Origin of the sequence: Escherichia sp. Marseille-Q3837, assembly GCF_916618735.1 — a bacterium.
Lineage (GTDB): Bacteria > Pseudomonadota > Gammaproteobacteria > Enterobacterales > Enterobacteriaceae > Escherichia > Escherichia ruysiae.
The window spans coordinates 2,819,589-2,835,374 of the sequence record NZ_CAKAKC010000001.1 but is presented as its reverse complement, the minus strand read 5'-3'; the positions used below and the strand labels follow the sequence as shown (position 1 = coordinate 2,835,374).

The window sequence follows — 15,786 nt, the reverse complement described above, 5'->3', positions numbered from 1 at the left end:
GCCTGAAAAATCGCGAGAGTGGCGCATTAGGTGACCCATGTTGTTCCGTTTAGTCATGATGAAATATTCAGGTAAGGGGAATTATCGTTACGCATTGAGTGAGGGTATGCCATGTCAACGATTATTATGGATTTATGTAGTTACACCCGACTAGGTTTAACCGGGTATCTGTTGAGTAGAGGGGTTAAAAAAAGAGAAATCAACGACATCGAAACCGTTGATGACCTTGCCATTGCTTGTGATTCACAGCGCCCTTCAGTGGTGTTTATTAATGAGGACTGTTTTATCCACGATACTTCTAACAGTCAACGCATCAAGCACATCATTAATCAACATCCCAATACGTTATTTATCGTTTTTATGGCGATTGCCAACGTTCATTTTGATGAATATCTGTTGGTCAGAAAAAATTTATTGATCAGTTCCAAATCGATTAAACCGGAATCTCTCGATGATATCCTTGGCGATATTCTGAAAAAAGAGACAACGATGGCCACTGTTTTAAATATGCCGACATTATCATTGAGTCGAACCGAATCGAGTATGTTGCGAATGTGGATGGCAGGTCAGGGAACCATTCAAATCTCCGACCAAATGAATATCAAAGCCAAGACCGTTTCATCGCATAAAGGCAATATTAAACGTAAGATCAAAACGCATAATAAACAGGTTATCTATCATGTCGTCCGACTGACGGATAATGTGACTAATGGTATTTTTGTCAACATGCGCTAAAACATTCTGACTGGTGGTTTCCCACCAGTCAGACTGAATAAAATTACTCTGCTTTCTCCACAAAGATACCGTCCTGATGCCCTGCCTCATTAAAGAACCAGATGCCGAGCGGGTAGTCTTCCAGCGAAACCAGGTACATTGTGCCTTCACTAAACTCCTCAACTGCCAGTACCACGCCAGGACGACGCGGACCGCCATCCGTTTTGACTGTTACCCGATCATTCACCTTCATCGTTTTCCTCCTGTGGCTTTGTGCCAGTGTAGAACAATTTCGTTTTTCTGGCAGCGCCGGGCGCACGCGAGTGCTGATTTTCTCGACGGTCTATACTTAAGAGATGCCAGGCTGACCTAACGGTCGGCAGCAACAAATGAGTAACGGTTGCGAGGAAAGATGATGAAGACCGCAAAAGAGTACAGCGATACCGCAAAACGAGAGGTCAGCGTCGATGTCGATGCCCTGCTGGCGGCGATCAATGAAATTAGCGAAAGCGAAGTTCATCGCAGCCAGAGCGATTCTGAGCACGTCAGCGTTGATGGGCGTGAATATCATACATGGCGTGAATTAGCGGATGCCTTTGAGCTGGACATCCATGACTTTAGCGTCTCGGAAGTGAACCGCTAAATGCAACATAAAAAAATCCCGACCCTTGTGGGGGTCGGGATCAAACTTGCTTAAGCAAGAAGCACTTAAAAAATTCGTTACACCAGGAAATCTGATGTGTTCATCACCTTATCTGCAATTTTTTTCGCTGACAAGGAAATATTCTTTGCGCGAATGATTAATGTCATTAATGAATGGAACTGTGACTTCCGTCACCCCTTACGAGCTCTGCTACGAGCGGGATCGCTCCCGAAAAATGATCAAATACAAATCGTGCTATTTTGAGAAACATCCTGGTAAAGGGAGTATGCGCTACCATGCTTTCAATTCAACAACCACTGCTGATTTTCACCGATCTCGATGGCACCCTGTTAGATAGTCATAGTTATGACTGGCAGCCTGCCGCTCCCTGGTTAAACCGTTTACGGGAAGCAGGTGTGCCTGTGATTCTCTGTAGCAGTAAAACGTCAGCGGAAATGCTGTACCTGCAAAAAAACGTGGGGCTACAAGGGTTGCCGATGATTGCCGAAAACGGCGCGGTGATCCAACTGGATCATCAATGGCAAGATATCGACGGTTTTCCCCGGATCATCTCGGGCATTGCCCATAGTGAAATCAGTCTGGTGTTGAATACGCTGCGCGAGAAAGAACATTTCAAATTCACCACCTTTGATGATGTCGATGATACAACCATTGCGGAATGGACGGGATTAAGCCGCAGCCAGGCGGCGCTGACGCAGTTGCATGAAGCCTCAGCCACGCTCATCTGGCGCGACAGTGACGAGCGAATGGCGCAATTTACCGCCCGCCTGAACGAGCTGGGGTTACAGTTTGTACAAGGCGCTCGCTTCTGGCATGTACTGGATGCCTCTGCCGGAAAAGATCAGGCAGCTAACTGGATCATCGCAATATATCAACAATCAGGGGGAGAACGTCCGACGACGATCGGCTTAGGCGATGGTCCAAATGATGCCCCCTTACTGGAGGTGATGGATTACGCAGTCATTGTGAAAGGGCTAAACCGGGAAGGTGTTCATCTGCAAAATGAGGAGCCTGCCAGGGTCTGGCGAACGCAGCGAGAAGGACCGGAAGGCTGGCGCGAAGGACTGGATCACTTTTTCACCGCTCGTTAAGCGTTATCGCTCGCAAAAACCCGATTACGCCCTGCCTGTTTAGCGAGATAAAGCCGACGATCGGCAAGCGACTGTAATTGTTCAAAATCATAATCGCCGGTTTCCTCGCTGCTGCTCACCCCCAACGAAGCACTAATGCGGATAGTTTTGCTCTTGGCAATCAACATCTCTTTTTCATTCAGCTTCAGACGAATGCGTTCGGCAACTTCTTTTGCCTGCTCCAGGTTAGCGCCCGGCAGAATCACACAAAACTCCTCGCCGCCAACTCGTCCGGCAACATCCTGGGCTCGCAATGAACGACTAATTAATCCGGCGGCATGTGACAACACACGATCGCCTGCCTGGTGACCAAAGCGGTCATTAATCGCTTTAAAATGGTCAAGGTCGACCTGAATGACAGAAAAAGGATGTTTATGTGTCTGGCACAATTTAGCAAGCGGACGCGCTTTTTCGAACAGTGCACCACGGTTATACATGCGGGTTAAGGTGTCGTGCCACGCTTGCCATTGCAGCGAACTTTGCAGGACAAACATATTGCTTACCATCTGGCGAATCACATACCAGGAGATAAGTAGCATGGTGGTGAAGAGCGCCCACAGCAGGGTTAATGCAATACTTATGCTGCCAAAATCACCACGTACACCTTCACTAAGCGTATGGATACGCACTAATACGCCATCGAAATGATCCAGCCGTTCCCAGCTAACATAGCGGCTGTTCATCCGAATCCCACCGCGCGTATCGTGTTCAATGTCCTGCGCAAGTGATGCCAGTTCACGAGGATCAAAGAGATCTTCGCCAGGATGATCCGGGTTAGATGAGGTCAATAATTTCAGTTTGCTGTCATAGAGTTGATATTCGCCATCGAGATTTTTATCGATAGCATTTTGTAAAAATTGCTGCATTGAACGCACGGGAATACTCATCCCCAATACGCCATACCAGTAATTATTATTATCGACCGGCACGCTTACAGTGACCTGTGGTTCAGTAGCATTGTTATGCTCATGCTGGGAGGTAAACCAACGCACCGCACGTTGACGGTTTTCTCGTTGTGAATGACCGATAAACCAGGGTTGGGTGACAAATTCGTAGTAACGCCCAGGCACATTACGCATAAATAGTGTCGGCTGCGTCGAAACGTAAAATCCGGCGCGCGAGACATACATCGCCTGTTCAACCATTGATGAGGAGTTGTGCGCCAGGCGCAGTAAGTAACCAACTTCCAGCGCGGCGGTAATTTCATTATCCAGGGATTCATTTTCGCGGGAAAGCAGACTCCCCTCACTGACTAACGCATCCGAGACACCGTTTACTGGCAAGGTGCGCCGTCTGTTGAGTTCTATCTGCCAGGCATGTTCATCGCGACGTTGTTCGAACTCGGTAACGGCATTGCGCAGAGAAGTGAAATCGAGCGGCGCAACGAGGGCTTCACGCATCCCGTTACGTAAAAACAATAATTTATCAACGTTATATTGCAGTTGTTTATCAAGCGCGTTGGCAACATTTTCCAGATGGTTACGCTGGCTTGAAATATAGGCATCTTCCAGAACCACCACTTCACGCCATGTAAGTAACGTTGAGAAGATCAACACCACAATAAAGCAGAGATTAACGACATGACCAGGCCCCAGGCGGCGCGCGAGTTTTTTCAGCCAGCTCTGGTTTTCCATTTCTGTCTCGTGCTGCACCCTGACGACTCCCAACCTGCTTTCTTATGATTCTGGCATAACCTGGCGATAACGTACCGCCAAACAGCAATAATTTTATAATGTTGCCATGATAAGACGCATCAGGCATTCAATGCAGACATTGGCACAACAGCCGGATGCGGCGTGAACGCCTTATCCGGCCTACTTTTGATTCTACCGCCAGACATCGATTATTTTTATAACCCAGGCATGATAAGACTAGCCAGCGTCGCATCAGGCATTCGATGCAGACATTGGCACAACAGCCGGATGCGGCATGAATGCCTTATCCGGCTTGGTGTTAATTATACGCTTTCAGGCTTCTTCCGCCGAACGACGCCTCTCCCCCGGAACAAGCTCAGTTTCATGAAAGGCTTCCTGTTTGACACCGTAACCGTCATACCACCGACACTCAACCATGCCGCTGGAATACCCAGTAACAATCATCTTCGGGCCGCCCTCTTTGACCGTCACTTCCTCACTAACCACAAAGCTCATACTCGCCTCCTTTTTTCGAGTGAAACTTGTTCACCTTAGTCGAGAATGGCGAATTTTGCATAATAGCCAATGAGAATATTAATGTGCCTGACCGCGCAATTTCGCTATCGTTTTCACTCCCAACACGACGATACCACCGATGATAAAACCAAGAATCAGATTTAAAACAGTCGGTAATATCATTGCGACCAGCGCACTCTGCTGCCCGGCGAAATGTTCAATCGCATGATGCAGCGGCGCGATGCCATGTATCACAATACCGCCGCCGACCAGGAACATCGCCAACGTACCGACTATCGATAACGCTTTCATCAGCCAGGGGGCAATAATCAACAACCCCTTGCCTGTCGCTTGCATAACCGTACTGGATTTTTCCACCAGCCAGTAACCCAAATCATCAATCTTAACGATGATACCCACCAGACCATAAACACCCACGGTCACGACCAGTGCGATCCCTGAAAGTACCAGCACCTGATTAAGCAACGGCGCTTCCGCCACAATCCCCAGCGTGATGGCAACGATTTCCGCAGACAAAATAAAATCGGTTCGAATCGCCCCTTTTATTTTGTCCTTTTCAAACTTCAGTGGATCTTGCGCCGCCAGTGCCTTCAGACGCTGCTGACTTTGCGCCGGATCATCTTTGTGCTTACGCGCCTCCAGCATATGCAGCACCTTCTCTACCCCTTCAAAGCAGAGAAATGCGCCACCAATCATCAACAGTGGCGTAATCGCCCACGGGATAAAAGCACTGATGATCAGCGCCAGCGGCACCAGAATCACTTTGTTGATAAGCGATCCCTTCGCCACGCCCCAGACCACGGGCAACTCCCGATTGGCACGCACACCTGAAACTTGCTGCGCATTGAGCGACAAGTCATCCCCTAATACACCAGCGGTTTTCTTCGCCGCCAGCTTGCCCATCACGGAGATATCGTCCAGCAAAGTGGCGATATCATCGAGCAATGTCAGTAAACTACTCCCGGCCAAAAGCATTCCCTCTCATTTTTATCGTTGACGCGCTAAGTATGAAGCAAAATCGGCCCGGCTGATACTTGCTTCACAGGTCAACATTTTTTTAACAATCAAACACAATTATATCTCTCGCCAGCGAAATGATTTTCACGTTTACTATGAACAACCTTTTTATTTCCATCGTGAGGGATTATGCGTTTCCGCCAGTTGTTACCGCTTTTTGGCGCGCTGTTTGCGTTGTATATCATTTGGGGCTCAACCTATTTTGTCATTCGGATTGGGGTTGAAAGTTGGCCACCGTTAATGATGGCAGGCGTGCGGTTTCTGGCTGCCGGTATTTTATTAATGGCCTTTTTACTGCTGCGTGGGCACAAATTGCCGCCACTGCGTCCCCTGCTTAATGCCGCGTTGATTGGTTTATTACTGCTTGCTGTCGGTAACGGTATGGTAACGGTGGCTGAACATCAAAATGTTCCTTCCGGCATTGCCGCCGTGGTGGTGGCAACAGTACCTCTCTTTACTCTCTGTTTCAGTCGCCTGTTTGGCATTAAAACGCGCAAGCTGGAATGGGTGGGTATCGCCATTGGGCTTGCCGGAATCATCATGCTCAATAGCGGCGGTAATTTAAGCGGCAATCCGTGGGGCGCGATTCTGATTTTGATCGGTTCTGTGAGTTGGGCGTTTGGTTCGGTTTATGGCTCGCGCATTACCCTACCAGTAGGAATGATGGCGGGCGCCATTGAGATGCTGGCGGCTGGAGTGGTGTTAATGATCGCGTCGATGATTGCAGGTGAAAAACTGGCGAAGCTCCCTTCTCTTTCGGGCTTCCTTGCGGTCGGGTATCTGGCGCTGTTTGGTTCGATCATCGCCATCAATGCTTATATGTATTTAATCCGCAATGTCAGCCCGGCTCTCGCCACCAGCTATGCATACGTTAACCCCGTAGTCGCGGTCTTGCTGGGTACGGGGCTGGGCGGCGAAACGTTGTCGAAGATTGAATGGCTGGCGCTGGGCGTGATTGTCTTCGCAGTAGTGCTGGTCACGTTGGGAAAATATCTCTTCCCGGCAAAACCGATTGTCGCGCCAGTCATTCAGGATGGATCACGCGAGTAAATGAATCCCCAGAGTGTCGATCTGCGCGCTGGCGCCCTCGCCGCAGATCCACTCTTCCAGACGCTCGGCAAGCGCCGCATCGGTCAATTTCTCCCGTCCGCGTAACGCACACTCCCAGACAATCAATACACGCCAACCTGATTCCTGTAAGCGGCTAATGTCCCGCTTGTCACGCGTTACATTTTTGCCAATCTTCTCCAGCCAGAACTCAGTGCGTGTAGCAGGCACTTTAAACAGATAACAGTGATGATGATGCCAGAAACAGCCATGTGTAAATATTACACAGCGATACTCATCGAGGACAAAATCCGGGCGTCCGGGCAGGCTGGCATCCTGAACACGAAACGCCAGCCCCTGCCCGGTTAATAAGTTGGCGAGACGTTTCTCGATTGCCGTATCGCGCGTGGCAATCGCGCGCATGTTTTTGCTGCGCGTGGCCTTATCGTGAACGTCGGCCATGTTGTACCTCTTGCTGACGCAACGCCACCGCCTGTTTGATTTTTGGCTCAAGCAATTTTGCCACTGCAGCAAATACCGGTACTACCACCGAGTTGCCGAACTGGCGATAGGCCTGAGTGTCAGAAACCGGAATACGAAATTTTGCTTCATGGGGTGCTTCAAAGCCCATCAAGCGTGCGCATTCTCGAGGCGTTAACCGACGTGGACGATGTTGCTGATTCTGCGGATCGTCAAAATCTTTCTCACCTGTGGCCATATCCCAGCCGCGATCGATTAAAATTTCCGCACCATCTTTGTAATAACGAGCAGAAAGCGTACGCGTAACACTCTGCGGGTTGTCCGGATAAACCATTCCGTAACCGAAGCCGTTACCGCGCGCCTGATGTTTTTTCGCATAGCGATAGAGGTACTTCCACAGCACCGGCGTCAGGATATATTTTGCTTCGACAACCGGGTCCAGTAACTGCGCCAGCGTAATACGTTGTGCCGGATAGCAGTCACTAATATCCCGCAAGGTGAAATCTGTTTTCAAATTCAGATCGCGACGAAAGCCCACCAGCACGATGCGTTCTCGGTGCTGCGGCAGAAAATGTTTGCCGTCGATGATTTTCGGATCGTCCGGGCCATTATCTTCGGCATCGGCCACGTCATAGCCCAGTTCATCCAGCGTCTGCATGATGATACGGAATGTTTTGCCCTGGTCGTGGCTTTTCAGGTTTTTGACGTTTTCGAGCACAAAAATCGCCGGACGACGGGCATTGATGATACGCACTACATCAAAGAACAGCGTGCCCTGGGTATCGCAAGCGAAACCGTGCGCACGACCAAGTGAGTTCTTTTTCGATACGCCAGCCAGTGAAAACGGCTGGCAAGGAAAACCGGCCAATAAAACATCATGTTCAGGAATGTGCTGACGAATATGTTCTGCCGCCACTTCATCGCTCACACCCTCTTTATGGCTCAGAGTGATGTCGCGGATATCTTCATTAAAGTGATGCGTCGCCGGGTCGCAATAATGGTTAGCTTTGTAGGTGCGCACCGCATGTTTATTCCACTCGCTGGTAAATACACACTGACCGCCAATCGATTCAAAACCGCGACGGATGCCTCCAATACCGGCAAAGAGATCGATAAAGCGAAACGTATAATGCGGATGATGTGCTGGCGGTTTGGGTAACAACGTTTGCAAATGGGCGAACTCTTTTTCGCTTAAGCGGTGCCACACCGAGTCGTTAGCCAGCGCACGTTTTAAAATCGCCGGACTCCAGTGGTTTTCTCCCACGCCATTAAGTTGCGCTACCAGCGTTTTTACATCATAAATTTGCAGCAGTTTCTCCAGCATTGCCTGTGCGGCATTCCCGGTGCTGTATGAATCGGTTACTGATATATTTTCCTGCATAGATTTAACCGGCCATCTGAGATGGCCGACAGGGTAACATAATTACTTCTGTTTAGGGCTACGCGGTCAGTCAACCGGCGAAAACGCATCAATCACCGTATGATCCACACCTTCATTCTCGCCCGCCAGTTCGGCACTGAGCTTAGCCATAAACTCCACCAGAAAACGGGCGTTATGTTGTGCCAGCAGTTTACCTTTTGCCGTTTGCATAGTTTGCGGTAGTTTCAGCAACTTCGTCTGGAAATGATCCAGCGCGTAGCGTTTATCATCGAGTGGGCGACGTTGCGCGAACGGATCTTCACCGTCAAATAGCGCCATCCCCAATGAACCTGAAACAGCAAACACGCGCGCCAGACCTATCGCACCTAATGCTTCCAGCCTGTCTGCATCCTGCACGATTTTGGCTTCCACCGTTAAAGGCGTAATTTGCGCACTGAAACTGTGTGCCGCGATGGCATGGCAAATGGCGTCTATTTTCTCTGACGGAAAATCAGCAAATTCCGCACTTAAAATGCGACGCGTTTCTTCTGCCGCCAGTAAAGAGGAACGCTGCCGTTGCGGATGATTTTTCGCCAGACTCACGACATCATGAAAATAACAGGCGGTTAAAATGATCAGCATATCGACGTCTTCATCTGCCGCCAGTTTCTGCGCTGTCGCCCAGACGCGACGAAAATGACACAGGTCATGAGCCGCGTCCTGGTGTGTATGATGGTTTTTCAACCAACGTTCAAATTGTGCCTGCCAGTGTTGTAAGTTCATACGCGCTCCGCTGCCAAAGGGGCGCAACCTTAGCAGTTTTTACTCATAGCGTCTGCTTCGCGCAGGCCGTGGTCGGGTGTACCAGGCAATACCACCTAACAATGCCCCGACCATAGCCATAAATAAAAATCCCACTAACGCACCTAACCACTTTCCCGCAGTTGAACCTAAATCACTTTCAAATCCTGACACGGGGGCATCGGGGATCCGACTCATTACCCAGATGTAACGCACCATCACCCAGACAAAATAGCCACACCATGTATAGAAAGCCCACAAAGCCAGTTTGCCGCCAGGGCTGCGAGAGAGTCTTTCTTCCATTGTTGTCGAACCATGCTCCATTTTGAGATAACCCGGAAAATTAAGACCTGATCCTATTGTGTGATGAAAGTCACATTTTTCCACATCGGTTGAGCCAGTCAAGTCTCATTCATTTTTTGAACAAATAGATGATTTTTGTTCAATGGCAATAATTACTGGAAAAACAGCTATTAAAAATTTTATTTAACTTTGATCGTAGTTTTATTAATTCACTAATTCAATATATCAGCGAGGAATACAATTATACCTTTTTTGTTTTCTGTGTCATGATAACTCCGTTATTAGCCTTTTATCGTCTTGTTTATATTTTTGAGCCGGCATGATGCCGGCTTTTTTTATGTCGTTTTATAATGTGCGCAAGATCACACACGATTTTTAGCGAAACAATCATTGACGCAATCCATTCTTATCAAAAACCAATAACTATTTGATATAAAACCATAAATGTCGTGAATATTTATGGTTTTAACTCATAATCGTGAATTATATTAAATAGATTAGAAACATTTTGAAATCTTTTAAATACATTTGTTACATGTATTTCTTAAAATAAAATGAACTTCATAGAATAGTATCCAAATGTGCTTTTTTTGGATAACGGCACTTATTTTTATATTCATGAAGATTATAATCACAAGGGAATACATAATGAAAAGAAAAGTTCTGGCAATGCTGGTCCCGGCGTTATTAGTTGCTGGCGCAGCAAATGCGGCTGAAGTCTATAATAAAGATGGTAATAAACTGGATTTCTACGGAAAAGTAGCGGGTCTACACTATTTTTCTGACAACTCGGGCGCTGATGGCGACATGTCATATGCCCGTATCGGTTTCAAAGGCGAAACTCAGATCGCTGACCAGTTTACTGGTTACGGTCAGTGGGAATACAACCTGCAAGCAAATGGTACTGAAGGTGACGGTGATAACTCAGCAACCCGTCTGGCGTTCGCTGGTTTAGGTTTCGGTCAGAACGGTACTTTCGACTACGGTCGTAACTACGGTGTTGTGTATGATATCGAAGCGTGGACCGATATGCTGCCTGAATTTGGTGGCGATACTTATGCTGGCGCCGACAACTTCATGAACGGCCGTACCAATGGTGTAGCAACCTACCGTAACAATGGCTTCTTCGGTCAGGTTGATGGTCTGAACTTTGCTCTGCAATATCAGGGTAATAATGAAGGCTCCGGGGAGGGTTTCTTCTTTGGTCAGGAAGGCTCCGGTAGCGGCGATGGTCGTAAACTGTCTAAAGAAAATGGCGATGGTTATGGTATGTCAACCTCCTATAACTTTGACTTCGGTTTAAGCCTGGGTGCTGCTTACTCCAATTCTGACCGTACTGATGAACAAACAAAACCTGATTTTCATAATACCCGTGCCGGTGATAGAAATGATATAACAGCTGGCGGTGAAACAGCTGAAGCCTGGACCGTTGGCGCTAAATACGACGCTAATAACGTTTACTTAGCAGCCATGTATGCTGAAACTCGTAATATGACGGGTTATGGTGACGCTGATGCTATCGCTAACAAAACACAGAACTTTGAAGTTGTAGCTCAGTATCAGTTCGACTTCGGTCTGCGTCCGTCCATCGCTTACCTGCAATCTAAAGGTAAGGATTTAGGCGGTTGGGCTCATGACGGCAACGGCGACCCGCGTTACACCAACAAAGATCTGGTTAAATACGTTGAAGTCGGTGCAACCTACTATTTCAACAAAAACATGTCCACCTATGTTGATTACAAAATCAACCTGCTGGACAACGATGATGACTTCTACAAAGCAAACGGCATCGCGACCGATGATATCGTTGCTGTAGGCTTAGTCTACCAGTTCTAATCAGCCAACGCGCCTCGGCGTGTTACTGTAAAAACCTATATACCCGCCTGAGTTCGTCCCTCATCGAACTCAGGCTTTTTTATCGTCATCAAATCAGCAACAGCGGCACGCTAAACTGCCGTAGCATATCGACAAAACCCAATTCCTGAGTAGCTCCCAGCACAATAACATCTTCCAGTTGCTGTTCAGCCAGTTCCTTCACCCCTTCCGGAAGAGTCCCAAGATAAACATAGGTATGGATAAACCCTTCAGGCAAAACCAACTGTTCTGCCAGTGTAGCTAAACGGCGCAAAGCCTGATCACGTAGCACATATTCCAAACGATGCATGTCAGAAACATATCCCCGCTCCAGTATCCTTACATACTCCGGTATAAAGCCAAGCAAATGAACATGCCCTGATGAAACGTTGGCGAAAAATTGTGCATGATAAAATGCTTGCTCTCTATCATCCCGGGAAAAGACATTCACCGGAATAACAATATTTCGGTACATAGAAAATCCCTGAAAACATCTGAATATAAAAAGAATTTACGTTATAATTAATTTATCTGTTAAATTTTATACTTACGCCATAAATACAGCATCATTGGGCACATTAAATCAGCTGCGCCTTGGCCACTCCTGGCAGAGCAACTCCAGGCAGCTCCTGTAATTAGCACATCTGATGCCATGTAATTAATCATATCTGCCATCAGTTAAACCTTAATCTGGATCATCATTTTTTCGCGATTCACGGCCTTACAGGGCAGTTTCATCATTATTTTTTTGCTAAAAATCTCATTTACGAATTTTGCACTCCCCCTCTGTAACGAGGATATGCAATCTCATCTTTTCTGAAAAATGGACTACAATATATTGCTACGCTTTGAGTTTTTATTGCAAATAAGGTGGAATCGGTGAGATCACTATTCGATAATAGCTGTGTATTTACCCAACCATATTTAACATACTCTCCTACCGCTTTCGGTATATTGACTCATTTTACGCTCCTGGTTAAATATAGCACCCAGCTCAGTCGCGAATATAGTGACTAACCTACCTAAGTTACAATAAGGAATACACTATGACTGTTCAAACAAGTAAGAATCCGCAGATCGATATTGCTGAAGATAATGCGTTCTTCCCTTCAGAATTTTCGCTTAGTCAGTATACCAGCCCGGTATCTGATCTTGATGGAGTGGACTATCCAAAACCGTATAGCGGCAAGCACAAAATTCTGGTGATCGCCGCTGACGAACGTTATCTGCCGACCGATAACGGTAAACTGTTCTCAACGGGCAACCATCCGATTGAAACGTTGCTGCCGCTGTATCACCTGTATGCAGCAGGTTTCGAGTTCGAAGTTGCGACCATCTCCGGCCTGATGACGAAGTTTGAATACTGGGCTATGCCGCACAAAGATGAAAAAGTGATGCCATTCTTTGAGCAACACAAATCTTTGTTCCGCAATCCGAAGAAATTAGCGGATATTGTCGCCAACTTAAACGCAGACAGCGAGTACGCAGCAATTTTTGTTCCCGGCGGTCATGGCGCTCTCATTGGCTTACCGGAAAGCAAAGAAGTTGCAACCGCTCTACAATGGGCAGTTGAAAATGACCGTTTTGTTATCTCTCTCTGCCATGGTCCGGCTGCGTTTCTGGCACTTCGTCATGGTGATAACCCGCTGAACGGTTATTCCATTTGTGCGTTCCCTGACGCCGCAGACAAACAAACGCCAGATATTGGCTATATGCCTGGCCATCTGACCTGGTACTTTGGTGAAGAACTGAAGAAAATGGGAATGAATATCATCAATGATGATATTACCGGCCGGGTACATAAGGATCGTAAACTTCTCACCGGCGACAGTCCTTTTGCAGCGAATGCGCTGGGTAAACTCGCAGCACAGGAAATGCTGGCTGCATACCAGGGTTAATCGGACATCACTTACGGTATAATAAAAAAGTGGGGGTATTTCCCCCACTTAGATGATCACTCTGATTGCTGACGTTTTATCTCTTCTCTTACCTTCACTTTGCATCGACTTCAGATTGAAATGTACATTGAAGCTATGCAATACAAGTATTTTTGCGATACAAACATAATTTAATTGAATAATTAAAAATTAATAATAGAAATAAATTATGTATTATCTCGCTTTTTAGCGATTTTAGAAAACGACTATCTCTGATAAACTCCATCACGTTTTAACCAGTAGGGAAGCGAGGTTGGAAATGTCGTTAGTGTCAATTTTTAGACGCATTGCATTCAGTTATTATGATTATTCATGTGCAAATATCAATATTGCAAATACTGAATTTGTGGTCATTCACATCCCCGACCAAATTGGTGATGCAATGGCCATTTACCCCATAATTAGATCGCTGGAATCACATAAAATAAAACATTTATTAATTGTCGCATCCACAATTAATAAATCTGTTTTTGATTTGCTTTGTCTTAAAGAGACTAAATTAACATTAGTCAGTATGACAATGCAGGATCATGCCAGCTTTAGAGAAATAAAAAGTCTGGCGCAAAGTATAAGAGATCAATACGGTACACCGGATCTCTGCATTGAAGCTATGCGCAAGAAAAACCTGAAGACAATGCTGTTCATAAGTTATTTAAAAGCCAAAACCAATTTACAAGTGGTGGGTTTAACAATGAAATGTTATTCCTCCTTATGTAAATCGGCGTCGAAAATGGACCAGTCTCTTCGGGCGCCAGTACCAATGACATGGGCATTCATGATGCGAGAGGCTGGTTTCCCGCCTGTCCGCCCCTTATTTGAACTGCCGATCAACAAAGAGGTAATAAACGAGGTACGTTATGAACTTACCTCATTGGGCGCATATATTGCTCTTAATCTTGATGGTAGTGTTCAGGAGCGAACTTTTTCAGGCTCAATAGCTCAAAAACTAATAGCTATAATTAAAAATGAAATAAATATGCCAATTGTCATTGTTCATGGCCCGAATGGTACTGAAAAAGCAATAGAACTAACGCAGTGTTTTGACAATGTCTATCATTTATCATTGTCACCTTCAATACCACGTTCTGCCGCCGTCATAAAAGATGCTTTTCTCGCAATAACACCTGATACTTCTGTTTTACATATGACAAGTGCGGTAATGACTCCAACTTACTGATAGTGTTTTATGTTCAGATAATGCCCGATGACTTTGTCATGCAGCTCCACCGATTTTGAGAACGACAGCGACTTCCGTCCCAGCCGTGCCAGGTGCTGCCTCAGATTCAGGTTATGCCGCTCAATTCGCTGCGTATATCGCTTGCTGATTACGTGCAGCTTTCCCTTCAGGCGGGATTCATACAGCGGCCAGCCATCCGTCATCCATATCACCACGTCAAAGGGTGACAGCAGGCTCATAAGACGCCCCAGCGTCGCCATAGTGCGTTCACCGAATACGTGCGCAACAACCGTCTTCCGGAGCCTGTCATACGCGTAAAACAGCCAGCGCTGGCGCGATTTAGCCCCGACATAGCCCCACTGTTCGTCCATTTCCGCGCAGACGATGACGTCACTGCCCGGCTGTATGCGCGAGGTTACCGACTGCGGCCTGAGTTTTTTAAATGGCGGAAAATCGTGTTGAGGCCAACGCCCATAATGCGGGCGGTTGCCCGGCATCCAACGCCATTCATGGCCATATCAATGATTTTCTGGTGCGTACCGGGTTGAGAAGCGGTGTAAGTGAACTGCAGTTGCCATGTTTTACGGCAGTGAGAGCAGAGATAGCGCTGATGTCCGGCGGTGCTTTTGCCGTTACGCACCACCCCGTCAGTAGCTGAACAGGAGGGACAGCTGATAGAAACAGAAGCCACTGGAGAACCTCAAAAACACCATCATACACTAAATCAGTAAGTTGGCAGCATCACCGACAAGTGCTTATAATGTTCCTGTCATCGCAGTATATGCCGATTATAAAACACGCTGGCCTGCTATGGCAGATATTTCAGAGACGATTGTGGTAGGGAAAAATATTGATCACATCAATCTGGATGAGTTCAGAAATACGATAAAAAGAATTATCGCAAAAATTCAGCCCTGATGTAGTTATCAGATTTAAGGGAGGTTAGATACGGGCCCGGTTATGGCTAACATCGAAAAGCAAAAAGCCTGCTCGAAAGCAGGCTTTTCAAAATTTGGCTCCTCTGACTGGACTCGAACCAGTGACATACGGATTAACAGTCCGCCGTTCTACCGACTGAACTACAGAGGAATCGTGAGAACGAGGCGAATATTACTGAGTGACACTGCGAGT

General features: G+C 46.9%; 16 protein-coding genes, 1 tRNA gene and 2 pseudogenes. 8 read left to right on the top strand and 11 right to left on the bottom strand.

The features are described from left to right. The first annotated feature begins 111 nt into the window (after nt 1-111). Nucleotides 112-735: a transcriptional regulator RcsA gene (gene rcsA, locus LG381_RS13480; RefSeq protein ID WP_000104005.1), complete on the top strand. Its 624-nt coding sequence runs from the start codon at nt 112-114 to the stop codon at nt 733-735. Between the two features lie 43 nt (nt 736-778). On the opposite strand, the gene dsrB is transcribed toward rcsA, so the two are convergent. Further along, nucleotides 779-967: a protein DsrB gene (gene dsrB, locus LG381_RS13475; RefSeq protein WP_000867217.1), complete on the bottom strand. Its 189-nt coding sequence runs from the start codon at nt 965-967 to the stop codon at nt 779-781. Between the two features lie 162 nt (nt 968-1,129). Here dsrB and yodD point away from each other — a divergent pair, with 162 nt between their 5' ends. Together yodD and LG381_RS13465 are read left to right on the top strand one after the other, a co-directional pair. Then, on the top strand, nt 1,130-1,357 hold the full coding sequence (gene yodD, locus LG381_RS13470; protein ID WP_010346997.1) for a peroxide/acid resistance protein YodD: 228 nt from the start codon (nt 1,130-1,132) through the stop codon (nt 1,355-1,357). Nucleotides 1,358-1,653: 296 nt separating this feature from the next. Then, nucleotides 1,654-2,469, top strand: coding sequence for a mannosyl-3-phosphoglycerate phosphatase-related protein (locus tag LG381_RS13465; protein ID WP_225762536.1), 816 nt, complete (start codon nt 1,654-1,656; stop codon nt 2,467-2,469). Here the strand turns inward: LG381_RS13465 and dgcQ are convergent. The 3 genes from dgcQ to LG381_RS13450 form a co-directional block, all read right to left on the bottom strand. Beyond that, nucleotides 2,466-4,160, bottom strand: a complete 1,695-nt coding sequence (dgcQ, locus tag LG381_RS13460; RefSeq protein WP_077629652.1) for a cellulose biosynthesis regulator diguanylate cyclase DgcQ — start codon at nt 4,158-4,160, stop codon at nt 2,466-2,468. The genes LG381_RS13465 and dgcQ overlap by 4 nt on opposite strands. A gap of 315 nt (nt 4,161-4,475) precedes the next feature. After that, nucleotides 4,476-4,658 carry a DUF2158 domain-containing protein gene (locus tag LG381_RS13455; protein WP_000011629.1) on the bottom strand — a complete coding sequence of 61 codons (183 nt, stop codon included), beginning with the start codon at nt 4,656-4,658 and terminating at the stop codon, nt 4,476-4,478. Nucleotides 4,659-4,736: 78 nt separating this feature from the next. Continuing rightward, nucleotides 4,737-5,654, bottom strand: coding sequence for a DUF808 domain-containing protein (locus LG381_RS13450; protein WP_225762535.1), 918 nt, complete (start codon nt 5,652-5,654; stop codon nt 4,737-4,739). 171 nt (nt 5,655-5,825) lie between these two features. Between LG381_RS13450 and yedA the strand changes: the two genes are divergently transcribed. After that, nucleotides 5,826-6,746, top strand: coding sequence for a drug/metabolite exporter YedA (yedA, locus tag LG381_RS13445; RefSeq protein ID WP_001212251.1), 921 nt, complete (start codon nt 5,826-5,828; stop codon nt 6,744-6,746). On the opposite strand, the gene vsr is transcribed toward yedA, so the two are convergent. The 4 genes from vsr to drpB all read right to left on the bottom strand — a co-directional run bounded on the left by vsr (nt 6,735) and on the right by drpB (nt 9,687). After that, the gene (gene vsr / locus LG381_RS13440) at nt 6,735-7,205 is read right to left on the bottom strand and encodes a VSPR family DNA mismatch endonuclease (RefSeq protein WP_225762534.1); all 471 of its coding nucleotides are present in this window, start codon (nt 7,203-7,205) and stop codon (nt 6,735-6,737) included. The genes yedA and vsr overlap by 12 nt on opposite strands. Next, the gene (gene dcm, locus LG381_RS13435; protein ID WP_225762533.1) at nt 7,186-8,604 is read right to left on the bottom strand and encodes a DNA-cytosine methyltransferase; all 1,419 of its coding nucleotides are present in this window, start codon (nt 8,602-8,604) and stop codon (nt 7,186-7,188) included. Before dcm ends, vsr begins: the two co-directional genes overlap by 20 nt. A 66-nt stretch (nt 8,605-8,670) precedes the next feature. Then, nucleotides 8,671-9,366, bottom strand: coding sequence for a phosphohydrolase (locus LG381_RS13430; protein ID WP_225762532.1), 696 nt, complete (start codon nt 9,364-9,366; stop codon nt 8,671-8,673). A 39-nt stretch (nt 9,367-9,405) separates the two neighbouring features. Next, nucleotides 9,406-9,687 (bottom strand): cell division protein DrpB, encoded by a 282-nt coding sequence (drpB, locus tag LG381_RS13425; RefSeq protein WP_300979982.1) that lies wholly within the window; start codon nt 9,685-9,687, stop codon nt 9,406-9,408. 648 nt (nt 9,688-10,335) lie between these two features. Between drpB and ompC the strand changes: the two genes are divergently transcribed. After that, nucleotides 10,336-11,523 carry a porin OmpC gene (ompC, locus tag LG381_RS13420; protein ID WP_225762531.1) on the top strand — a complete coding sequence of 396 codons (1,188 nt, stop codon included), beginning with the start codon at nt 10,336-10,338 and terminating at the stop codon, nt 11,521-11,523. Nucleotides 11,524-11,611: 88 nt separating this feature from the next. Here the strand turns inward: ompC and LG381_RS13415 are convergent, their stop codons facing one another. After that, nucleotides 11,612-12,016 (bottom strand): universal stress protein, encoded by a 405-nt coding sequence (locus LG381_RS13415; RefSeq protein ID WP_024165183.1) that lies wholly within the window; start codon nt 12,014-12,016, stop codon nt 11,612-11,614. A 571-nt stretch (nt 12,017-12,587) separates the two neighbouring features. Here LG381_RS13415 and hchA point away from each other — a divergent pair. Next, entirely contained in the window at nt 12,588-13,439 is an 852-nt protein-coding gene (gene hchA / locus LG381_RS13410; protein WP_000218185.1) for a glyoxalase III HchA, read from the top strand. A gap of 298 nt (nt 13,440-13,737) precedes the next feature. Continuing rightward, nucleotides 13,738-14,646, top strand: a pseudogene (locus LG381_RS13405) (glycosyltransferase family 9 protein); the annotation flags it as partial. A gap of 2 nt (nt 14,647-14,648) precedes the next feature. Here LG381_RS13405 and LG381_RS13400 read toward each other — a convergent pair. Further along, nucleotides 14,649-15,346, bottom strand: a protein-coding gene (locus LG381_RS13400; protein WP_095033700.1) for an IS1-like element IS1B family transposase whose coding sequence is annotated in 2 segments (ribosomal slippage) — nt 14,649-15,097 and nt 15,097-15,346 — 699 coding nt in all. Because the reading frame shifts where the segments join, the coding sequence is not laid out codon by codon here. 59 nt (nt 15,347-15,405) lie between these two features. Between LG381_RS13400 and LG381_RS13395 the strand changes: the two are divergent. Further along, nucleotides 15,406-15,573, top strand: a pseudogene (locus LG381_RS13395) (lipopolysaccharide heptosyltransferase family protein); the annotation flags it as partial. A 95-nt stretch (nt 15,574-15,668) separates the two neighbouring features. Here the strand turns inward: LG381_RS13395 and LG381_RS13390 are convergent. After that, nucleotides 15,669-15,744 (bottom strand) — tRNA-Asn (locus LG381_RS13390). Nucleotides 15,745-15,786: the final 42 nt, after the last annotated feature.

Coding starts and splice junctions, on each gene's coding strand:
- yodD (WP_010346997.1), top strand. CDS start 1,130: ATGAAGACCGCAAAAGAGTACAGCGATACCGCAAAACGAGAGGTCAGC.
- drpB (WP_300979982.1), bottom strand. CDS start 9,687: ATGGAAGAAAGACTCTCTCGCAGCCCTGGCGGCAAACTGGCTTTGTGG.
- dsrB (WP_000867217.1), bottom strand. CDS start 967: ATGAAGGTGAATGATCGGGTAACAGTCAAAACGGATGGCGGTCCGCGT.
- yedA (WP_001212251.1), top strand. CDS start 5,826: ATGCGTTTCCGCCAGTTGTTACCGCTTTTTGGCGCGCTGTTTGCGTTG.
- LG381_RS13450 (WP_225762535.1), bottom strand. CDS start 5,654: ATGCTTTTGGCCGGGAGTAGTTTACTGACATTGCTCGATGATATCGCC.
- LG381_RS13465 (WP_225762536.1), top strand. CDS start 1,654: ATGCTTTCAATTCAACAACCACTGCTGATTTTCACCGATCTCGATGGC.
- LG381_RS13415 (WP_024165183.1), bottom strand. CDS start 12,016: ATGTACCGAAATATTGTTATTCCGGTGAATGTCTTTTCCCGGGATGAT.
- hchA (WP_000218185.1), top strand. CDS start 12,588: ATGACTGTTCAAACAAGTAAGAATCCGCAGATCGATATTGCTGAAGAT.
- dcm (WP_225762533.1), bottom strand. CDS start 8,604: ATGCAGGAAAATATATCAGTAACCGATTCATACAGCACCGGGAATGCC.
- LG381_RS13430 (WP_225762532.1), bottom strand. CDS start 9,366: ATGAACTTACAACACTGGCAGGCACAATTTGAACGTTGGTTGAAAAAC.
- LG381_RS13455 (WP_000011629.1), bottom strand. CDS start 4,658: ATGAGCTTTGTGGTTAGTGAGGAAGTGACGGTCAAAGAGGGCGGCCCG.
- ompC (WP_225762531.1), top strand. CDS start 10,336: ATGAAAAGAAAAGTTCTGGCAATGCTGGTCCCGGCGTTATTAGTTGCT.
- rcsA (WP_000104005.1), top strand. CDS start 112: ATGTCAACGATTATTATGGATTTATGTAGTTACACCCGACTAGGTTTA.
- vsr (WP_225762534.1), bottom strand. CDS start 7,205: ATGGCCGACGTTCACGATAAGGCCACGCGCAGCAAAAACATGCGCGCG.